The 20,928-nt window shown below is 55.6% G+C and carries 17 protein-coding genes, 6 tRNA genes and 1 pseudogene; 17 read left to right on the top strand and 7 right to left on the bottom strand.

Features of this window, described 5'->3' with window-relative positions; genetic code table 11:
• From BBD46_RS22990 to BBD46_RS18740, 13 genes and pseudogenes are all read left to right on the top strand, one after another.
• Positions 1-377, top strand: a pseudogene (locus BBD46_RS22990) (transposase); the annotation flags it as partial.
• Positions 378-543: 166 nt separating this feature from the next.
• Positions 544-616 (top strand) — tRNA-Pro (locus tag BBD46_RS18695).
• A 4-nt stretch (positions 617-620) separates the two neighbouring features.
• A tRNA-Ser gene (locus tag BBD46_RS22800) sits at positions 621-707 on the top strand.
• A gap of 2 nt (positions 708-709) precedes the next feature.
• Entirely contained in the window at positions 710-850 is a 141-nt protein-coding gene (locus BBD46_RS22805; RefSeq protein WP_157969412.1) for a hypothetical protein, read from the top strand.
• Positions 851-1,082: 232 nt separating this feature from the next.
• Positions 1,083-1,155 (top strand) — tRNA-Glu (locus BBD46_RS18700).
• Positions 1,156-1,259: 104 nt separating this feature from the next.
• A tRNA-Met gene (locus tag BBD46_RS22810) sits at positions 1,260-1,330 on the top strand.
• A 224-nt stretch (positions 1,331-1,554) separates the two neighbouring features.
• Entirely contained in the window at positions 1,555-2,835 is a 1,281-nt protein-coding gene (locus tag BBD46_RS18710; RefSeq protein WP_071403192.1) for an RNA-guided endonuclease InsQ/TnpB family protein, read from the top strand.
• 107 nt (positions 2,836-2,942) lie between these two features.
• Positions 2,943-3,230: a hypothetical protein gene (locus BBD46_RS18715; protein WP_216094835.1), complete on the top strand. Its 288-nt coding sequence runs from the start codon at positions 2,943-2,945 to the stop codon at positions 3,228-3,230.
• A 47-nt stretch (positions 3,231-3,277) separates the two neighbouring features.
• Positions 3,278-3,353 (top strand) — tRNA-Glu (locus BBD46_RS18720).
• Positions 3,354-3,777: 424 nt separating this feature from the next.
• A tRNA-Arg gene (locus tag BBD46_RS22815) sits at positions 3,778-3,908 on the top strand.
• A gap of 113 nt (positions 3,909-4,021) precedes the next feature.
• Positions 4,022-5,647 (top strand): TROVE domain-containing protein, encoded by a 1,626-nt coding sequence (locus BBD46_RS18730; protein ID WP_216094836.1) that lies wholly within the window; start codon positions 4,022-4,024, stop codon positions 5,645-5,647.
• A gap of 5 nt (positions 5,648-5,652) precedes the next feature.
• Complete coding sequence (locus BBD46_RS18735; RefSeq protein WP_071403195.1) at positions 5,653-6,051, top strand: hypothetical protein; 399 nt, start codon at positions 5,653-5,655, stop codon at positions 6,049-6,051.
• A gap of 57 nt (positions 6,052-6,108) precedes the next feature.
• Positions 6,109-7,350: an RNA-guided endonuclease InsQ/TnpB family protein gene (locus BBD46_RS18740; RefSeq protein WP_071403235.1), complete on the top strand. Its 1,242-nt coding sequence runs from the start codon at positions 6,109-6,111 to the stop codon at positions 7,348-7,350.
• A gap of 962 nt (positions 7,351-8,312) precedes the next feature.
• Here BBD46_RS18740 and BBD46_RS18745 read toward each other — a convergent pair.
• A complete protein-coding gene (locus tag BBD46_RS18745; protein WP_071403196.1) occupies positions 8,313-9,563 on the bottom strand; it encodes an RNA-guided endonuclease InsQ/TnpB family protein in 1,251 nt (416 codons plus the stop codon).
• Between the two features lie 163 nt (positions 9,564-9,726).
• The gene (locus tag BBD46_RS18750) at positions 9,727-10,365 is read right to left on the bottom strand and encodes a hypothetical protein (protein ID WP_071403197.1); all 639 of its coding nucleotides are present in this window, start codon (positions 10,363-10,365) and stop codon (positions 9,727-9,729) included.
• 396 nt (positions 10,366-10,761) lie between these two features.
• On the opposite strand from BBD46_RS18750, the gene BBD46_RS18755 reads away from it, so the two are divergent.
• Positions 10,762-12,102, top strand: a complete 1,341-nt coding sequence (locus BBD46_RS18755) for an IS200/IS605 family transposase (RefSeq protein ID WP_071403198.1) — start codon at positions 10,762-10,764, stop codon at positions 12,100-12,102.
• 490 nt (positions 12,103-12,592) lie between these two features.
• Here BBD46_RS18755 and glmS read toward each other — a convergent pair whose 3' ends face one another.
• The 4 genes from glmS to BBD46_RS18775 form a co-directional block, all read right to left on the bottom strand.
• Positions 12,593-14,380 carry a glutamine--fructose-6-phosphate transaminase (isomerizing) gene (glmS, locus tag BBD46_RS18760; protein ID WP_071403199.1) on the bottom strand — a complete coding sequence of 596 codons (1,788 nt, stop codon included), beginning with the start codon at positions 14,378-14,380 and terminating at the stop codon, positions 12,593-12,595.
• A complete protein-coding gene (locus BBD46_RS18765) occupies positions 14,380-15,561 on the bottom strand; it encodes a sugar phosphate nucleotidyltransferase (protein WP_071403200.1) in 1,182 nt (393 codons plus the stop codon). The genes glmS and BBD46_RS18765 overlap by 1 nt, the downstream gene beginning before the upstream one ends.
• Before the next feature lie 68 nt (positions 15,562-15,629).
• The gene (locus tag BBD46_RS18770; protein WP_071403201.1) at positions 15,630-16,769 is read right to left on the bottom strand and encodes a DUF1616 domain-containing protein; all 1,140 of its coding nucleotides are present in this window, start codon (positions 16,767-16,769) and stop codon (positions 15,630-15,632) included.
• Between the two features lie 185 nt (positions 16,770-16,954).
• Entirely contained in the window at positions 16,955-17,701 is a 747-nt protein-coding gene (locus tag BBD46_RS18775; protein WP_071403202.1) for a hypothetical protein, read from the bottom strand.
• A 100-nt stretch (positions 17,702-17,801) separates the two neighbouring features.
• On the opposite strand from BBD46_RS18775, the gene BBD46_RS18780 reads away from it, so the two are divergent.
• From BBD46_RS18780 to BBD46_RS18790, 3 genes are all read left to right on the top strand, one after another.
• Positions 17,802-18,275: a hypothetical protein gene (locus BBD46_RS18780; RefSeq protein WP_071403203.1), complete on the top strand. Its 474-nt coding sequence runs from the start codon at positions 17,802-17,804 to the stop codon at positions 18,273-18,275.
• A 224-nt stretch (positions 18,276-18,499) separates the two neighbouring features.
• Positions 18,500-19,450, top strand: coding sequence for a helix-turn-helix domain-containing protein (locus BBD46_RS18785; RefSeq protein ID WP_253184606.1), 951 nt, complete (start codon positions 18,500-18,502; stop codon positions 19,448-19,450).
• Positions 19,447-20,292 carry a DUF6036 family nucleotidyltransferase gene (locus BBD46_RS18790; protein ID WP_071403204.1) on the top strand — a complete coding sequence of 282 codons (846 nt, stop codon included), beginning with the start codon at positions 19,447-19,449 and terminating at the stop codon, positions 20,290-20,292. The genes BBD46_RS18785 and BBD46_RS18790 overlap by 4 nt, the downstream gene beginning before the upstream one ends.
• Before the next feature lie 9 nt (positions 20,293-20,301).
• Here the strand turns inward: BBD46_RS18790 and BBD46_RS18795 are convergent, their stop codons facing one another.
• Positions 20,302-20,883 (bottom strand): hypothetical protein, encoded by a 582-nt coding sequence (locus tag BBD46_RS18795; protein WP_071403205.1) that lies wholly within the window; start codon positions 20,881-20,883, stop codon positions 20,302-20,304.
• Between the last annotated feature and the right edge of the window lie 45 nt (positions 20,884-20,928).

The raw sequence follows: 20,928 nt of genomic DNA on the forward strand, positions 1-20,928 counted from the left end.
AGGGCGACCGGGACTACATCGGGGCGCTGAACGTTGCTCGTGTGTTCTTCAGCGAGACGGACGAGTTAGACCACGGTTTCACGTCCTCCTATACGGGGGATTCTGAAATCGTGCTAGCTGGCCGTTCCGCTGGTGAGCAGTCCGATGGACTGCGATCCTCGTCAGAAGCGAGTTCTGACGCTGGCACGCGGCTCACGTTCGGATCTGGCATCGTCGCCTACGAACCTGAACAGGCAGCGGCGACCACTGGTGGTGGGTCGGCTGTCATAGCACCCGCTGTCGCCTTGCCCGAGTCGAATGCGGATGGTAGTGATGGACGCGGCCCAGTCGTCCAACAGTGTACCCGTTTCTTACGGTGTACTACTGAAAGATACTGAAAATTGGAACGGTCTGCAACCTACATGAGCCGGTGTGGTATTCCCGGGAGCACCCGAAGTACGCCCCCGCGATGAGACGCGCAACCACGACTACTCGGTCGCGGTTGCACAGTTGGAAACAGTCGTACAGATAGCGAATCAGCTGCCGAACGCTCGGCAGTCCCGTGAGTCGATGGTCCAGCGGACGACGATCTGTGCCTTGGGCGCACAGGACCGAGGTTCGAATCCTCGTCGACTCACTGTGCCGCGACTGGGTATTGGGGAACCCAGCGGCCTGCTATGCCGTAGCCGTCTGCTATCGGTCTCCCGGTTCGAATCCGGGTCGCGGCGTCATGACAACGAATGTCTGCCCTGCCTGCGAGGAGGAAGCGTTCCGTCACGTCCCGCTCGGTGAAACAACGTCTATCGACACGATTGGAAGCGTGGAAATCTGCGTCACCGAGGACGGCGCATACTTCCACGGAACGAGGTGACCGCCATTCGTCCCTGCCGTGACCAGGTGCTGGTGAACTCACTCTCCCCGAAAGCGAGGGTCAGGATCTGAGCAATACGCATCTTCCGACATCCCGTGAGTAACGCAAAAGGGGCTCGTCAGAGCAAGCTCCGACGGCGTGTGGTGAGACAAGCAGATTGGTGACTGCACTCGGTTTGAATCGTGACACTGGGAAGTGATTTCCGCCGATGACCCGTTCAGGCGAGGCCAGTGTTCCAGTGGAGTAGCGGCCAAACTCACGGCCCTCTCACGGCCGAACCCCCGGTTCGAATCCGGGCTGGAGCATTCTCCAACAGTCCGAAACCTCTCACTTCCAACCGACTAGCCTGAGGGACGGACAGCTGTGGAGAAATGAGAGATGCCCATGAGTGAGTTCCGAATTGTGGTGCTGCGGGATAGGGTGATGGCAGTCCACGGGGCTCATGTCCCCGAGGTCCAGGTTCGATTCCTGGTCCCGCAATGGAAGACAACAATGGGACTATTCGATACAGTCGAAATCTACGACGACGTCCACCTGCCGGAGTACCCCGAAGGGATTACGGGGAATCAAGGAGAAAGCCTCGCCCCTTCAGGGCGGGGATGAATCCGACAATACCCTACGCAAACCACTGCTCGATGCCACGGCAGGATATTCCACGCGACACAATCCATATCTTCAAGTAGGTTTGTCTACATAGGTTACGTATGGCGAAACAGGTCGTCACCCGCACCTACACTGCTTCCATCAGGAATCAGCAACAGGTGTCTGACGACCTCGATTCGCTCGGGTTCTCAGCCTCGAAACTCTGGAACGTCGGACGGTGGACAATCAGTCGTGTCTGGGACGAAATCGACTACATCCCTGAACATGACGAACTCACCGCGTATCTCAAGAACCACGAACGCTACGGTGACCTGCATTCTCAGTCAAGTCAGCGAGTCCTTCAAGAACTCGCTGAGGCGTTCAACGGCTGGTACGGCAAACGACGCAACGGAGACACACGAGCGAACCCGCCTGGCTACCGCAAACACGGCGGCGAACACCCACGAAGCACGATCACGTTTAAAGCCGCTGGCTTCAAACTCGACACCCAGTACGACCGCGTTCGACTCTCGAAAGGGTCGAACCTCAAGGAATACTGGTCAGACTTCATCCTCTGCGAATACCAGACTCGCCTCGACGTTGACCTCTCCACAGTCGAGAGCGTCCAACAAGTACGAGCGATCTGGACGGGTGACGAGTGGGAACTGCACTTCGTGTGCAAAGTCGAGGTCGACGTGGCCGACACACCGGGTGAGAAGACCGTTGGTGTCGATCTCGGCATCAACAACTTTGCAGCACTCGCCTACGAGGACGGCCACAGCGAGTTGTACCCGCTGAACTGCCTGAAGCAAGATGACTACTACTTCAGCAAGCGGATTGCTCGGTGCGACGACTCCGACTCTGAGCAGGCCACCCGGCTGAACCAGAAAAAGTCTCGACGGCGTACTCACTACTTCCACACACTCTCCAAGCACATTGTTCGGCGGTGTGTTGCGGAAGGCGTTGGAACGATCGTGGTGGGCGATCTCTCCGGAATCCGTGAGGATGAGGTGAGCGGCGAGTCGAAAGACTGGGGCAAACACGGCAACCTCGACCTGCACTCGTGGGCGTTCGACCGATTCACCGACCTGCTCGAATACAAGGCCGAGATGGAAGGTATCACAGTTGAGGAAGTGTCTGAGCGTGATACGTCGAAGTCATGTTCGAGTTGCGGTCGCACGCGGGACGCGAACCGTGTTGAACGCGGATTGTACGTCTGCGATGAGTGTGGGACGGTGGCGAACGCAGACGTGAACGGTGCTGAGAACATTCGACAGAAAGTATCTCCGAGTCTCGCCTGTGATGGGGGAGATAGGAGTAACGGCTGGTTGGCACAGCCATCGACGTTCCTGTTTGACAAGGAAACTGGTGCGTTCGCACCGCAAGAACAGGTCACGTCGTAAACCACAATATCCCAACGCGGTCGGGAATCTTCGCCCTTCAGGGCGGAGAGGATATCAATCCTGCCGAGGACGTCGACTGGCAGACGAAAAGCATCGATCGACCGACCATGACCACATTTCGAATTACGGCGGATGGTCGGCTCATAGAAGAGGAGTGGCACACCGAAGCGGTCCCACCGGAAGACCGGCCATACGCGAGCCGTGACGACGTCGACGAGGACGATTTTCGCTACATGGCCGGCAGTCTGAATCGAGTCCACGACGGCTGGATCGAACGAGACGACTACCACGGCCGCTTCAAGCTCAAACACTCCTTCGAGGATCTCGAGACACTCGTCACGTATCAAGTGACGTTCACGCACGGGCAACTCGAGGGCTTCGAGCACTTGCAGTAATCCGTGCGTGTCCGCCGCACCTCAGCGCTTGATTTCGTCCCTACAGCGCTCCCGGAGTCTCCGTTGGCGAGAGACGCCAGTTTTTCAAACTGGAGGCCAGGGGTTCGATTCCCTTCGGGAGCACTCGGGGGGCTGGCTCTGACAGCGTTTTCCCGTGTCTGACATAGCGGGCAGCCACGGATCCGTGACGCTGTCACGGTCGGCTTTCCCCAAGCGTGTGGTCGTCGAGGTGGTGCGTTTCTTCGCCCGCAAAGCACACCAACGGGAGTCATAGCCCGTCGCACCACCGGTTGCCCGACCGCACGCGGCGACCGTCGAGTCGGAGCGTTACTTCGCCAGGAACTCGCAGGTTCAAATCCTGTCGGTGGCGCAGTCCATCGAGAACATCCCGGACAAAGAGCGTACGAGAGGACGCTCGACACCGATCCCGCTCCGACAGTTTTCCGGTCGCCGTGTCGCCAGTGGCCGTCGATCTGGAGCAATACGTCGATAGCACTCTACGGGTTCGAATCCCGTCGTTCGCTCCAGGAATTGTCCGGCCACTCGTGTTCCCGTAGCTCAGTCAGGACAGAGCACCGTCAGAGTGAACTCTGACGAGCCCTCGTTCGGGTCTTCGACCCTCACGAGGACACCGGCCTTCGAGGCCGGGTGTCGCACGTTCGAATCGTGCCGGGAACGTCCAGCCGAGCGAAGCGAGGCTGGTTCGGGAAGTTTCTCTCCCGATACTCGCTGCTCACAGAACATGTGGGCAGCTGCGATCGGAGTCGTCTGTTGCGGCTCCGGGTGATAGTATGGAATTCAACACGCCGAAGCAAACGGTCGCGGAGGCAACGCGGACCACCAACTACGAAGGTGGGGAAGCATTCGAGCCTGCCGACCCTCGACTCGCATTGTACAAGCGCACGATCAATCAGTTGCTGGAAGGATCGTTCTACGAGTCCGATGACGAGCAATTGGCTGCTGTCGTTCACCAGTTCGATGCCGCCGCAAACGAAGACCCGGAGTTCGTCCTGAAGCTCGCAGCCTATGCGCGCCAGGAGCTCTACTTGCGGGACATCCCACAAGTGCTACTCGTATTGGCGGCCAACGACGATCGGTTCAAGGACGACTCCCCCGAGTCGCTCATCCGCGAATGGGCACCGGCGATCATCCAGCGGATGGACGAGACGGCCACCGCGCTCGCTGTCCACGATCAGCTGTTCGGTGGAACTGCACCGTGGCCGCTTCGACGCGGGATCGAGGACGCGCTAGTGGAGATGGCCGACGCCTACACGCTAGGCAAGTACGATCTGTCGCGGCGCGAGGTGACGCTGCACGACATCTTCAACCGCGTTCACCCCACACCCGTCGACGCCGAGCAGGAAGCGCTCTTCGAGCGGTTCATGCGTGGCGGACTCGACGACTACCCCGACGTCGACCCGTTGCCAGCGCCGAACACATGGGAGACAGTCATCTCCGAGCGCGGCAACACCCAAGACGCCTGGGAACTACTCCTCGAGGACGACGAGTACACGCTACCCATCTTCGCGTCGATCCGGAACCTCCGGAACATACTCGAAGCCGGCGTTCCGGAGGACACCGTCGTGAATCACCTCGACCTGGAGGCAGTCCGACACGCGCCACTGTACCCGTTCCGGTACTACCAGGCCTACACCGCGCTGCAAGACGCGGATGTCCAGGCACCGACGATCGAGCAGTGGCTCGAAGACGCAATTGATGTCGCGGTCGAGACGGTGCCTGGCGGATTCGGTGATACCTTTGTCGCGGTCGACCTGTCGGGATCGATGGATCAGTCGCTGTCCGCGAACAGCACGCTCCGACTGAAGGAGATCGGTGCGTTGTTCGGTGCGATGCTGGCCGACCAGGGTGCCGAAGTCGGCGGGTTCGGCGACGACTCCCAGACAGTTCCGATGCACGTCGACACGCCAGTCCTGCAGCGCCAAGCGGCGGTGTTGGCGATCGACGAAGACGTCGGGAACTCGACGAACGGCTGGAAGGCAATCGATTACCTCCGCGAGCGAGGTGAGCCCGTCGAACGCATCGTCGTCTTCACCGATATGCAGATCTGGGACAACACGCCGTTCACGGCCCGCGATTCCCAGACGGTCAAGGACGCGTTCGATGCGTATCGGGATGAGGTGTCTGCGGACACCGCGCTGTATCTCGTCGACCTCGCGGCCTACGGCGACCTGGTGACGCCAGAAGGCTACGAGAACGTCTACAACATCAAGCGTGCCGTGAAACAGGAATTCAACCGCCATATGGCGATTCAACACAGCCATACGAAGGGACACGAACTCCACGTCGCCCCAGATCCTGACCCAGAGACCATCGACTTTCCAGGAATCGAAGAACTGTACGAACGCTTCCGGAACGAAATTCCGAAACCGAAATTCGGCCCCGACACAGAGGACTGAAACTCATGACTGCAAATAACGTACTCCTGGTGACGATCGACGGTGGCACAGACGTCTATGAAGAAGGACTCGAGGCGATTCAGTCGCTGAAAGAGGGTGAATCTGTTGACAGACCCGCCAGGCTCACTGTTCCCAACGAGAAGGTATTAGGAGAGATCTTTAACGAGCGCACGTATGCGCTGCTTCGGGTGATCCGTGAAGAAGAACCCTCAAGTATCCGTGAAACTGCCGACCTTGTCGATCGAGACAAAAAAAACGTCCATGAGGAACTGACTCGATTGGAAGCACTCGGCGTTATTCGGTTTGATGACGATGGGTACGCCAAGCGGCCTGTCTTCCCCTACGATAATCTCTTTATACTGGTCAGCGAGGCGAATACCTCGACCCACCGTGGTCGGGGTTGAAGCCGACAACTCGTGAAAAAACCATTAAGTGAACATATCCCTAACCAGCAGATGGCAATGGAATACAGTCACCGCTACCGCGCCTACCCGACAAGTAAGGTAGCGGAGCGACTGGAACACCATCTCGACGTTCATCGCCAACTCTACAACCACGTTCGCTGGGACTACACAAACAGTCCCGAAGACGACAAGCCGAGCGAGTACGATCAGAACAACAAACTCCCTCAGTGGAAACGCAAGTGGACGGTATTCGCGGAACTTCACTCGAAAGCCGCACAAGCCACCGTCGCTCGTTTCCACCACAACCTCACTGTCCTAAGCGAACTCAAAGAGAAAGGGTACAACGTCGGTCGGCTCAAGCGGCAAGCACCCAGCGAGTACCGAAGCGTGACGTACAACCAGTCTGGCTTCGACCTCGATGAAAAGAGGGGCCACGACAAGTACGCATACGTCCGCTTCAGCAAAATCGGGTGGGTGAAAATCCGGTCTTCCCGTTCGATTCCCGACCACGCCACCATCAAAGAAGTCACGTTCAAAAAGGAGACGACCGGTGAGTGGTTCGTCTCTTTCGGGTTGGAAACCGACGATGCTGACTTCCCCGAGAAACCCGATGTTGACTCGCTGGACGCGAGTAACAGCGTCGGAATTGACCTCGGCATCCAGAACTATATCCACACCAGCGATGGCAAGACCGTGGATTGGCTCGATCTCGAAGACGAGTACGAGCGATTGCGCCGCGAACAACGCAAGTTGTCTCGCAAGGAGAAGGGGTCAAACAACTACGAGAAGCAACGCCGAGAAGTGGCGAAGGTCAAGCGTCACATCAAGCGGAAAGTGCTGGACTACCAGCACAAGCTGACGACGTGGCTTGTCAAAACGTATGATGCCGTCTTCGTGGAAGACCTCAACATCGCTGGCATGCTTCAAGAGGATGGGAACGCTCGGAACAAGCAAGATGCAGCGTGGCGACAGTTCATCACACTCCTCGACTACAAGGCCGACCTGTACGGCACGCACGTCGTAGAGGCCGAAGCGCGAGGCACCACCAAAGAATGTGCGTCGTGCGGTGTGGAGACAGCGAAGCCCATCTGGGTACGGGAACACTCCTGTCCGTCGTGCGGATTCGAGACGGACAGGGATGCGAACGCGGCGATGAACGTCCTAAAGCGCGGCTTTGCTGAGTTAGGACTGGGATGGCCCGAAGACACGCCTGTGAAGACTGTGACCGCTACGGACGCTGATGACTTTCGAGAGGTGTCTGCAAGTCACGTCATCGAAACAGGAACCCTGCCCTCGTGAGAGCAGGACTCCCCGCGCCACCGTGCGCGGGGTAACATTCAATACACCATTTCAGGGGGACACTGAGTTTCAATATTTGCGATGAGTATTACTGCCGATTTGCGGATGGTCCTCGGCTAGCCAGAATATCTCGTTGCTTGTTGCTCGCGTACTTCGATTCACCCGTCGCGATTTCCTTGTTGAAGAGGTTGGTCACTCTCGAGGCCCGACTCGAGGAACAGGACGAACACCTCGGGGAAACCGACCAGACATGTGATCGTCTCGAGAAAGCAACTGCAGCAGCCTAACCCAGTGGGTGTGTCTTTTCACACCTCGTTTCCGCTCCAAAGGTTTTCACGGATTCTTCGATTGTCTGATTGGCGGGTTACAATCCCTGCGAACGCTGAAATTGGTACTTTAGCATTTTGTCAACACTACAGCTACGCCCCCACCCCTCATTTCCGCTCCATAGCTCTGAAGAGGTGGGGTGGGGGAAAGAGACCGAGGAAACGGATTCTGCGAGGGGATTGAGTTTGTGTGCGAAATCAGAGCACCCCCCCCCCCCCCATATATAATATAAATCTTATGGTATAAGTGATATATGCATGTACTATAGATGGAGCAGATATTCGAATAGAGAGCGAATAGGAGGCCTCTAGCTACATCCGCAGAACTTCGATGGGTACCAGTTATTGTGGTACTTCTCTGTTTTTATATACTCTCCCAGAGAAATCTCTTCTAAGACTCTCTACTCCCCCTTCTGTGAGTTTAGCCTGTTCCACATTCTGACATCTGGGGTCCTACTCACTGTTGTGAGGCTATGGAGCGGAAACGAGGGGTGGGGGCGTACAGTCATTTCCAAAGAAAGACGTGAGTGACATCCTCCTCGCCGTAAACGGAGAGGGATCAAAGATCCCTCAGGCAGTCGGGCAGAGCCCGACGACGGCGAGGCTTCCCGTACCGCAGGTGGGATATTTGCCGGTCTACGACACGACTTGCTCTCTCGTGCGAAACATCCCGCTCTCGCGGTCGAACAAGTATGTCGATGGCTGTGCCACACAGCCGTTACTCCTATCCTCTCCATGAGGACTCGGAGTTATCTTCTGGCGCATATTCTCCGCCCCATTGCAATCCGCGTTCCCGACTAACCCACACGACGAGCAGACGTACAGCCCACGTTCGACACGGTTCGACTTCGTGTCGTCACCACACCGCGAACAGGTCTTCGAGGTGTCCCACTCGTTCTCTTTCAGCACCTCAACGCCACGGATCTCGCCTTTGTATTCGAGGTACTGGTAGATGCGGTCAAACGCCCACGAGTGCAACTTCTTGTTGCCGGTCTTCCCCCAATCAGACTCTCGCACGTCTTCAGGCCAACTCACCGCGAGTGTACCCACACCGCGTTCGACACACTCGGTGATGATGGTGTCCGTCAGCGTGTGGTAGAAGTGCGTCTCGCGATCTGCGAGTTTCCGACGTGCCCACATCGACTTCTCTGATGGACCATTCTCACCCTCAGTGTCGTACTCAGCACGTTTGAAATAGTGCTTGTCTTCTTTTAGCGAGTTACCGGGGTAGAGCACGTATTCGTCTGGGAACGCGGCTGTGGCGATGTTTTTGATGCCGAGGTCGATACCTGCCACGCCTTCGCCTGCTGAGTCGTTCGTTTCGAGGCTGACTTTGCAGACGAAGTGCAGCTCCCATTCGTCGCCGTTCCAGACGGCCCGAACGTTCTGCACGCTGTTGACTTCTGAGAGGTCAACGTCGGGTCGTATCTGGTATTCGCAGAGCAGGAAGTCTGACCAATACTCCTTGAGGTTCTTCCCCTTGCTGAGTCGGACGCGGTTGTTCTCGGGGTCGTGTTTGAAGCCGTCTTCTTTGAACGTGACCGTACTACGGGGGCGTTCGTCGCCGTGTTTGCGGTAGCCGGGTGGATTCGCCTCGTCAAACTTGTGTCGCAGGTCGAACCATGACTGGAAAGCGTCGGAAAGTTCTTCGATGACTTTCTGACTGGATTGCGCGTTCAAATCTTTCCAGCACGACTGGTTCTTCATGTGCGATTTCAGCACGCCTTCGTCCGGGATTTCGCCGGTTGCATCCCAGATGCGGTCGGCTGTCCAGCGTGCGACATTCCAGATTTTGGAGGCGGCGTCTCCGAGCGAGTCGAGGCCATCGCAGACCTGTCTGTGGTTCTGGATGGAACCAACGTAGGTGCGAGTGACCTCAATCGCCATACATAGCCTATGTAGACAAACCTACTTAATGGTGGGGATTAGCGTTGAATATCCGGCCTGCCATCGACGGTGGTCTGTGTAGGAGTTGTCGGATTCACTCCCGCCCTGAAGGGGGGGATTCTCCCCTTGCAGGAAGATAGAGTCTACAAATTCGAAACCACTGCTAGAAGAGTTCGTCGAGTGGTCGGTATGCACCCTCTTCGGTTTCGACATCTTCGTCTGGCTCAGTCGGGGGTGCATCGAACAGTTGGCCGCCACCGCGTTCTCGAGCAGCGAGCGCTGCATCGATATTTGCCTCAGTTTCGTCGTCGAGTTCTGAGATTTTGAGGGCGTCGCGGACGTCTTCCGGCAGGTCCGGACGTGGCGCATTCTGATGCCGTTCGATTTTTGCGGTGAGATAGAGATGTTCCTGTAGAGTGCGCAGAACTGGAACGTACCGGAGGTAGCTGTACTCATCCAAGAGGGTGACCCCGTAGCTAGTGAATCCCCAGAACTCCTGTGGATCGTTGTGCTCGCCCGCATCGCCACGGTATGTGTACTTCGCCATTACCTGCTTCTCTGCAAGTCGGTCAAGATGCTCTCGGATGGTGGAGCGATTCTTGGGCACGAGGTATTCGAGTTCGTCGAGTGACGCCAGGTATTTTGGATGCCCAAGTACAGCCTGGATGATGTGGTAGCGGGTTTCTTGCGTGAGAAATTGGTGTGCCCGTCGCTGTTTCTCAATCGGCAAAACGTCGTCACCGCCAAATGGGGTTGCCTCGCTGCCGACCGAGTTTTGCGGTCCCTCTGCACTATCGTTCATGCATGTCTGTTCCATCTCCACTCACTTGACATCCTCCACACGGCTGAAGCCGTGGGATTCCCCCGTTGGGATATTGTGGTTTACGACGTGATCTGTTCTTGAGGTGCAAACGCACCAGTTTCCTTGTCAAACAGGAACGTCGCTGGCTGTGCCAACCAGCCGTTACTCCTATAAGGTCTTGATTCAGCGAGAGAATCCCGCCCTTCCCGTGAGTGACGAGCGTTCCGACGCCCTGTCGGAACCGAGGAGCGATCAGGGCAGGAGTGAATCGCGTCAGATCCAGTGACAAACCACCACCGGACTGGCAGGCCTGAGTCTCCACCAGTCGGTATCAGATTCACTTTCACTGCGGATGGCTGACCTTCACCACGGGTCAGCTCGAATACCAAACTGCGAATGAAGCGTACCAACATGTTCACCGTGCGTCCGCTCTCCGAAGGTGGGGAGAACCTGCTCCGGGACCTGTTGGACGCTTCTGCCGCTCTCTGGAACGAAACCAACTACCAACGCCTCATACGGTACAACGATGAAGACGGTTACGAGGACGAAGACGTGTGGGATGCAGATACTGGCCGACTCGAAGGCCGGTACAAAGGCGTCCTTGGGGCGTCGACCGCCCAACAGGTGATCCGGAAGAACTCAGAAGCGTGGCGTGGCTTCTTCCGACTCAAAGAGCAGTACCACGACGACTCGAATACATCGGTCACGGAACACCCCGAACCGCCGGGATTCCGGGGCAACGAAGACGACGGGCGGGAACTCAAGACCGTCATTCGCAACACCTCGTACACTGTCGAGTGGGGTGACCGCTCCCGACTTGAGATACTGGTCGGGAGCGAATTGAAAGACAGATACGATCACACCGGGCGTCTCCAGCTGGAAATCGCTGGCGACCCGAACTGGCCCGACTACGAGAAACAGGGCCGGTTGGATCTGTGGTACGACGAGACTGATTGCACGTTCAGGGCTTCGCAACCCGTGACTGTTTCTGACGATGCACGGGAGACTCCACTGGCTTCCGGGAAGGCCGCTCTGGACATCGGTGCGAACAATCTCGTCGCCTGTACCACGATGGCCGGCCAACAATATCTGTATGAAGGCCGCAAGTTGTTCCAGCGATTCCGCGACACGACGCGCCACATTGCTGAATTACAGTCGAAACTTGAAGATGGTCGGTACAGTAGCGAGCGTATCCAGCGATTGTACCGCAAGCGCACCCGTCGCCGTGACCACGCCCAAGAAGCGTTGTGTCGTAATTTGCTGGACCGACTGTACGCCGAAGGGGTCGATACCGTGTATATCGGGGGCCTAACTGACATCCTCGAGACGCACTGGTCAGTCGAGACGAACGCCAAGACGCACAACTTCTGGGCGTTCAAGCAATTCACTGAACGGCTGGCGTGTACCGCTGAGGAGTACGGTATCTCGGTCGAGGTTCGGTCAGAAGCGTGGACCAGTCAGGAGTGCCCGCAGTGTGGTTCGACAGACCGAACGACGCGGCAACAGGACACACTCACCTGTCCGTGTGGGTTCGAGAGCCACGCCGACCTTACGGCGTCAGAGACGTTCCTAATGCGGCAGACAGAACAGGCAGTCAGGCCGATGGCACGGCCCGTGCGGTTCGAGTGGGATGACCACGAATGGTCGGAGTCACCACGCTCTCTCCATCCTAAAGAACAGCGCACAGACCCGAGTACCGTCCATCGTGACGGGAATATTGCTTCCGGGGGGACTTAGACCGGCTGAGACTCCCACGGAGGAAACCGCGCCGTTCACGGCGAGGAGGATGTCATAGTCTTCACTCCCAGTTTCAGAACAGCCAAATGAAAGCAACCCGACAGTGACTGAGTCAACCGACAATTCAACCAGATAATTTACAGACATTGACATTCTGCCAGCGCGGAAATAGGAGGTTTTGCGCCTGTTCATCGTATAAACAGCGAACACGGGCTCTCAGGTTTTCTACAACACTAGTAATATACTCAAATATAATGGCATTTGATTGAATATCGAAAATAATAAGCCGGTGAACTTATGAACGTGTGGACAAACAGAATACATAGCAGAGTTAGGCCACTGCAGCCATCCAACACCGGTGATGGTAGACTACACTGGCCTATCTGCTATCGATCCACCGTCCCTTCATGGGGCGTTTCCCAAATCCACCACCCTACCTCAGTCCGGTTCACCCCCGGGCTGGCTGTCAGAGGTACACCTCAACACACTACTAATCGACAGTGACGCTCTTTGCGAGGTTCCGTGGCTTATCGATGGAACGATCCAGTTGAGCAGCGACCCAGTAGGACACCAACTGCAATTGCACATTTGCTAGGATTGGTGTGAGATACGGACCAGCAGTAGGCACCTCGAGTACATGTGAAGCGTACTGTCCAACTTCGGCTGGCCGATCAGTCACCGCAATGACTGGGGCGCCGCGGGCTTCGACTTCCTTGATGTTCCCGATCGTTTTTGCGGCAGTGTCTCCAGTCACCAACGCAAAGACAGGAGTTTGTTCTGTTACAAGCGCGAGGGGACCGTGTTTCAACTCACCAGCGGCAAATCCCTCGGCATGCTTGTACGTGATCTCTTTCATCTTGAGCGCACCCTCAAGAGCCACTGGCGCGTTGTAGCCCCGGCCAATGAAGAAATACGCATCAGCATCAACAAACTCCGCTGAAACTTCCTGAGCGGTTGATTCATCGAGGACGTGCTGGAGTTTCTCCGGCAATCCACGGAGCTGTTTGATGAGCGTTGGTGACTCTGCACCAGAAAGCACACTCGAGAGCAGAGTTAGTGCAGCCTGCTGGCTCACGAACGTTTTCGTTGCAGCAACACCGATCTCAGGACCGGCACGGATGTACATCACGTGATCACACTCGCGGGCAGCCGAGCTACCGACGACGTTGGTCAGTGCGAGCGTGGTCGCGCCTGCTTGATTTGCCATTCGCAACGCACCCATTGTATCAGCTGTTTCGCCACTTTGAGTCACGCCGACAACGAGTGTCTCATCGCTAACTGGGATCGACTGTGCGTCATACTCACTGGCGAGGAAACACTGGGCAGAAATGCCGTTCTCACGGAGCAATCGGGCACCGTACAACGCAGCGTGATAGGACGTTCCGCACGCAACGAACTGCACAGGCCCCGAACACTCGAGAGTGGCTAACTCCTCGACCGTAATTTCGTGCTCGAGTTCCGATACCCGCTCCCGAAGACACTTCCGCAGCGCTGTCGGTTGCTCATGGATCTCCTTGAGCATGTAGTGGTCATAGCCTGACTTCCCTGCGTCTTCAGGATCCCAATCGACAGTATCAATAGCTGTGTCGACGACCGCGCCCTGTTCGTCCGTAACGATAATTCCAGAGGGACTCACTCGTGCGAACTGTCCGTCTTCAAGGTAGATTACACGATCCGTATACTCGAGGAACGCAGGCACGTCACTGGCGAGGTAGTGTCCATCATCACCGACACCAAGAACGAGTGGCGACTCATTACGAGCGACATAGATCGTTTCCTCACCCTGAAAGACTGCTGCAACCGCGTAACTCCCTTCGAGTCGATCGACGGCCTGACGGAACGCTTGCTCAGGCGCAACACCTGCCTCAAGAGCCGATCCGATCAGGTGGGGAATAGCTTCGGTATCAGTATCGCTGTTAAACTCGTGACCGTCTGCTGTGAGGTCCTCACGTAATGACTGGTAGTTCTCGATGATACCGTTGTGGACGACTGCAACACGGGACTCACAGTCGGTGTGTGGGTGGGCGTTTTCGTCTGATGGCGGTCCATGAGTGCTCCAGCGGGTGTGCCCAATACCAGCCAGCCCATCGAGTGTCATTTCCGGGAGTGCGTTCTCGAGGGCCGAAACCTCTCCCTCACGTTTGTGGACCGCAAGTGAGCCGTTGGCGATTGCAAGACCTGCAGAGTCATACCCTCGGTATTCAAGCCCTGAGAGACCAGTCATCAACACTTCCTGGACATCGTTTTCAGTTCCCGTATAGCCAATGATGCCACACATTATGATCGCACCTCCGTGTTCTCCGAAATCGTCCCACGGACTGTTGCGCCAGCTTCGATCGTGGTCTCAGAGCCAACCACTGTACCGGGGACGTACGTACTGCCGCCATCGTCTGTAACACGATCGCTGAGCAACGCCCCGAGTGCTTCATCTTCGAAGACACGGTCGCCAACTCGCACGTCACCAGGCCCGCCAGGAATCGTTGTCCCAGGGCCGATAGTGACACCGACGCCAGTAACACAATCAATCACGGTTGCGCCAGTTTCGACTCGTGTATCTGCATCGAGGACACTGCGCTCGATGGCTGCGTTTGAGCCAACGGTTGTATTCTCGCCAAGACAGGCATAGGGTCCGACGACAGCCCCGGCACCGATCTCACAGTCAGGAGCGATCACAACGGGTTCACGAATCACAGCCGAGTCATGAACGGTCGCTGACTCAGCGACCGTCACCGCACATTGTTCGTCTGTGTGTCCTGAACCGAGTAGTTCGAACGAGATATCGAGGAGGTCCCATGGATAGGTTGCATCAACCCAGGTCCCCTCAGAGATTGCCGCCTGTACCTCTGAATCGTCAAGTAACTCACTGATTGCATCCGTCAGCGAGTATTCTCCGGCTTGTGGGTCAGCTTCATAGATAGCATCAAAAATCTCAGGCTCAAATGCATACACTCCCGCGTTGAGCTGGTATGGACGGTCATCTTGTGGATTTTCGACGATCTCTGCGACAGTACCATCCCCTACGAGAACGCCACCATACGACCCAATCTGTAGCTTGGTGAGCACACCAAGTGTCCCGACAGAGTCACCGTTGTGTGCTGCAAGCACATCAGAAATAATCGTACTCTCGACGAACTGATCGCCGTTTACAACCAAGACGGTTTCATCAATCTCAGATTCAGCAGCTAACAGGGCATGCCCACTGCCGAGTTGCTGCTCCTGGACGACATACGTCAGTGGAACGTTTCGATAGGTCGAGCCGAAATGTGCCTGAACGCGATTATGTTTATATCCGACGACGACAGTAATATCCGTGATTCCAGCCGCAATTAGCTGATCAAAGACGTGTTCAAGGATGGGTCGTGTCGCGGCAGGCAACAATGGCTTTGGCCGATTGCTTGTCAATGGCCGCAGCCGAGATCCTTCACCTCCAGCGAGAACAACGGCAGAGGTCAAACTCATACCGTATGAAGAAGATGATAGTCACATAATAGTACTGTTTTAGGAAACAATCAGAGTATGCGAACGGTTCAGCTTGCAACCTGTTCTTCAACGTCAACCCAGAGATGGACGTAGTTGTCCGTGGTCTCCGTTGAAATCTCATCTGGAACTGCATCAGGATAGAGAAGCCAGACGAGTCGAATATCCTCACCCGTCATCGTTGGCTCAATATCGTGTTGATGATGCCAGGTCTCGTTGTGGGCTAGTTGCGGTTCGAATCGTTCGAGTTCGCGTTGCTCTTCGACGACTGTTTCGTTCCCGACCTGGGTGATGTTCTGTTCGACGAGTATCACCGTATACTCGACCGTCCGGTGTTCATCGTTGTCAACACCAAGGACGATCTCTTCGGACTCCCCCTGGGTAAACTCGGTCGGATAGTTGTCTGCGACGAGTTCATCGTCATCATCCTCAGTGAGGATGTAGACTGCCGAGAACTGCTCTCCTTCTGGCGGAACCAGTATGGCAAACGAAACGGTCCCAACAGCAAGCACCACAGATGCGACGAGCAAGACGTTCAACACGGCATCTGCTCGATCGTCTGGTTCGAATAACTCTGCTCGACCGGCAGCATACCAGGATTTGTACGGCACTTGGAACCGCTCATCTGCAGGGAGGTTCCACCGACGAACAGCCGCAATTGCCGTTGCGAGGGCTGTAAAGAGGCTCACTGTAATCATGATTGGGACCAAGCGGATCCCCCACGGCGTGAAATTCAATACGAGTCCCAGAAGCGGAGTGATCGCAATACTAAGGCCAAACGAGAGTGCAACACGCTCAATTCCATCGATCCCAGACCGTCTAAACCCGCGTTCCCACAGTCGATCTGTGTCGGCTTCGTCTGCAGCCCCAGAAGACGCTGTATCTGTTCCCCACTCTCTGTCTGACCCCCACGTTGACCCAGACTCTGAATCCGTTGTTGTGTCACCCTCCGACTCGTCCGAGAGTGGTGACTCACCAGCTTCTGGAAACAGTGCTGCGATGAACGCATAGCCTGGAATAAACAGGACAAAAATCAACCCAAGCGGAATCCGGAGCGGTGTCTCTTTGAGAATCGGCGCAAGAACGGCGATATTAGTCAGGGCAACAAATACAAAGACAGCAGCGAGATCAGCTGGCAGCGTTCGTACTGGCCGCGGAAGCATCGCCACCACTGAACGCGACGTAGACATTCGATCCTACGTAACGACGAGGCTAACAAAAACCAACCGGTCATCAGCCGTGGTCCAGCAGTGCCAGAAAAGATATCAAGGCCCCGATTTCAGCAGTGATGTAGAAAGATGGAGGTCTCTTTAAGCGGGCTTTGGAATTGGCGTTCGAAGAATTGGAGACGGGAGTGTCGCGTTTTCGAGATTGGTCACGGTACGTTCGACAGTTGTTCTTCGAGTTTCGCCGTCGTCGTCCACGAAAAACACTGGTCTAACGATTCCAGGTGGACGAGCGAGTCAGTGATTACGCCGCTATACGAGGGGGTGCGACCGCCGAGTTCGGTCTCTAGGTAGGATTCGAGATCCTGCACTGAGATGTCTAGACCGTGGTCACGGGCCTGGTCAGCGAGTGTACTCAGTTCCTCGGTGAGGTCATTAGCATGGTACGCTAACTCGACTGCTCGAGCACGTATTGCGTCTTCTGTTGTGAGCAGCGACTCATCTTCGTAGTGTTCCTCCTGCGCCCGAGGGAAGAGATATGTACGGTCGAGTAGCGTCGGGCGTTCGATGCGTCCAAACTCTGCGACTGCCCCACCAGTGTCGTGTTCGAGAATTAGTGGGACCGAATCCGCATAGAGGGCGTGAATGAAAAACTTTACTTTGAGGTCGGGGATGTCGTCTGATACATCGAGATCGGGTTGCGTGGCGAGTAGGTACGCGTAGGAATCGTGCCGATGGTTTAGCACATCGAGCGCTTCGTCGAGACGGTATTTGAACGGTGGTTCGTAACTCCCCAGAACGAAATACGTCGAGTGCGGACCGAAGAGGTGTTCGTGTCGATGTCGCATGTAGGAGAGGAGTCGTTCGCTATCTACTGGGTCGAGTTCTAGACCGTAGAGGACGTCGTCCAGGATGTAGTCGGTGAGTTCTTCAGTATTCTCCGGTATCTTCGGCATACCAACCAATGAGGAAATATAGCCTGATAACCATACTGGTCTGACTTGGGGAAGTTAACCCCGAGTGCTTATGTGACCTGGCATTGTACGTTCGGGTAACATGGCCGATATCTCCCCACACTCCAAACCCGATCAGGAGGAAAACCCCTTGGAGCGGCAGCGAGAGTTGATGGAATTGCTGTCGCAGGAAACCCGTCACAGTATCATTCAGACGCTTCTCGGCCACCCGGAACTCCTCGCGTCAGCGGACGAACTCAATCATTTCATCCCAAGTAAATCGAAAAAGACTGTGCAAGAGCAACTGGACGTGCTCGTCGACGCAGAGATCCTTGAGATCTACGAGCACTCGCCTAACAAGGAAAAGCGCGGGTTGCCCTGGAAATTCTACGGCTTTACCGAGTACGGTGTCGATATCCTCGGCGATTTTAACTACCTCAAGGGTGTTCCAATGGCGCGAGCTGTCCACCAGAAAACGCGGAAGCCTGAGAAGATCGAGCGCCACGAAGCAGCCCCACGACCACCGCTCCCAGAACCAGTCCGGGTAGCATTCCGACTCAACGACCAAGAGGATTGACATCCTCCTCCGCCTTTGATCGAAGACGAGATCGAATGCCAAGTCGACCTCTTGGGGGAAAATAATGTGTCACAGTCACAGTGACATTACCTTTGGTGTCAATAGTTTCCATCACAAAACCCTTTAGCTATCAGTAATGTTTGAAACACTACTTATTGGCTTCCATTCATATCGTCTCAAGTAACGAAAGGGATTTATAAATCTCTTTCGTAATATGAGACTACATGGTAGACAAGAGTCACTTCCGTCTATTATCACATCTTGTAGTGGGGAATGGGTCGGAAATAGGTATCAGTACGCTTGCTGATCAACTCGACTGGAGCGCTGGCCACACCTCACGTATCGTCTCCGAATTAGAAACCTACGGCTATGTCCAAACCAAGCAAAGTGGTCGGCAAAAGTTGGTTTCTCCGACGGACATCGAACCGATCGAGCAACTCGAGGGACTTCTCACGGAGTACAGCCACATGGATCTACCCGATCTCATTGCTGGTGCTGGGTTACTCGTGCTCTACTATCTCGATCAAAAGCGGACCGCAACCGAGTTAGCCGAACTGAGTGGTGTTAGTCAGGCGACGGTCTACCGCCGGTTAGATAGCTTTCAGCACGTTGGTGTCGTGGGGAAATCGAAGTCCCAGTATCGTCTCAACGATCCGTTTGCAGTGTTGTCCTCGATCGCTCGAGGACTGCTCCACCAGAAACATCGTCGCGAAGCACAGCGGCACGCGAGTGGACTCAATTTTCTCTGGGAAACACACAACGAATTCCTCTTCGCCTGCGACAGTGACGTTACTGCTGATGGATTTTACCTGACCGGGCCTGCCCTGTTCGAAGCGTTCGATGTCCCGCTTCTCACAAGGGATCGGCGACACTACTTCCGGACGGACCGACTTTCCGAGATTACTCCCGCAGAATTAGTCTGCCACACACTACTGATCGATGACGGTCCTCGGTACCGAACGTACTGTCTCTTATTGATACAACAACAGGATATCGAGAGAACGGCACTACGGGAGCGTGCTGAACACTATCTCCCCGAAGCGGTGATCGATCTGCGCGCTATCGTCGATGAATTCATCGAATACTTAGAGACAGACGGAACGACAACAACCGACCAACTACCCAAATGGAAAGACTTCAAACAAACGGCCAGAGACTATGAGATTACTGTATGAGCTCTCGTGAACGATTCGGTCGGAATTATATCGAGGCCGAGCTCCGAGAAATCGCAGATCACCTCCAGACGGACGTTGATGCCTATCTCATCGGCGGTGGCGCAATGTCACTTCACGAGCCCTCTCTCAAGGACACGACCAAAGATATCGATCTCGTCGTCGTAGACGAGGCGGCCCTTCGCCGTCTAATGGGGGTACTCGACGGCCTCGGCTATGAGGAAGTTACCGATCTCGGTGAGGAGTATGATCGGTTAGGAGCGCGCCACTGCGTTCGAAACGATGCCGGCTGTCAGTTCGATGTCTTCTATCGACAGATTGCCGATAAGCTGTATTTCAGCGACGGAATGCAAGCGCGGAGTGAGGCGTTTCTTTCGGACGAGTCCTTCTCAGTCGGGCTCGTTTCGTTCGAGGATATCTTTCTCTTCAAGTCCGTCGCAGAGCGTCCGGACGATATCGGAGACATGGCGACACTCGTCCAGACAGATCTCGATTTCGATGTGATCGAAGACGAAATCGAACGCCAAGTCGACCTCCTGGGAGGTGAGCAATTTGTCACAGTGATCTCCGAATCGCTGGAACGGCTCGACCAGAACGAAGGTATCCAGACACCCCTCGACGATGTCGTCCGGGAGTACTACCAACGGTACATGAACGGGTACGAACTCCGGTTGCAGTTAGACGAGGACACCGCAACATCCGTCAGCGAACTCGCGTCGACGTTAGACGTATCAGAAGAAGAAATCGAACGTCGATACGAGTACCTCGAGCAGTACGGGTTCGTCGAACGAACCAGTGAAGGGATACGAGATACTGGGAGGCACGACGAATTTCAGCGGTCCTAGCAGTTCGTTCTACTTTTCCAGCGAATCGCCGAATTCCTTCTGGAAGCCTTCGAGAAGCCGTCCGAACCCGGATTGGAGGAAAAACTCGGCGTCTTCTTTCGCCTCGAGGAGGTGTTTGCGGCGTTTGTCAGAGTATTCCGTTGCCATCTCGTCTAATTCGACGGCGAGGGCTTCTACCGTCTCCTCGTCCTCGAGAGAATCGTAGGTTCTGAACACATCTTTCAGCCCGCGCTTGGCAGATTGTCTAACGCGACCGTCTTCGTCTGTCAGTGCCTCCAGCAGGAAGCCGCCAATTGCGTCAGTCTGTTCCCGAACGGTCTCGATATCTGCCTCGATCGATCGGTCGCTCTCGGCGACGGCGAACACCAGTGCGATCCCTGGCGTCAGTCGCTCCGCAACGCGGACGGTCGACTGTCGAACGTATCCATCCTCGCTGTCGGCATAGATAGCGGTCAACTCGTCAAAACAGGTCTCGTACAACTGGATCCGTTCCTCAAGATCTAACTCCTCGATTTCGTCGATCGCCTTGTTGATCTGCTCGGAATCGCCTGAGCGAATGCCGGTTGCAAATTCGTCCCACCGCTGTTCCATATCCGCCTATTGGGTCACCCAGTGCATAATACCCGGCGCAACCAC

Origin of the sequence: Natrialba sp. SSL1 (assembly GCF_001861355.1) — an archaeon.
Lineage (GTDB): Archaea > Halobacteriota > Halobacteria > Halobacteriales > Natrialbaceae > Natrialba.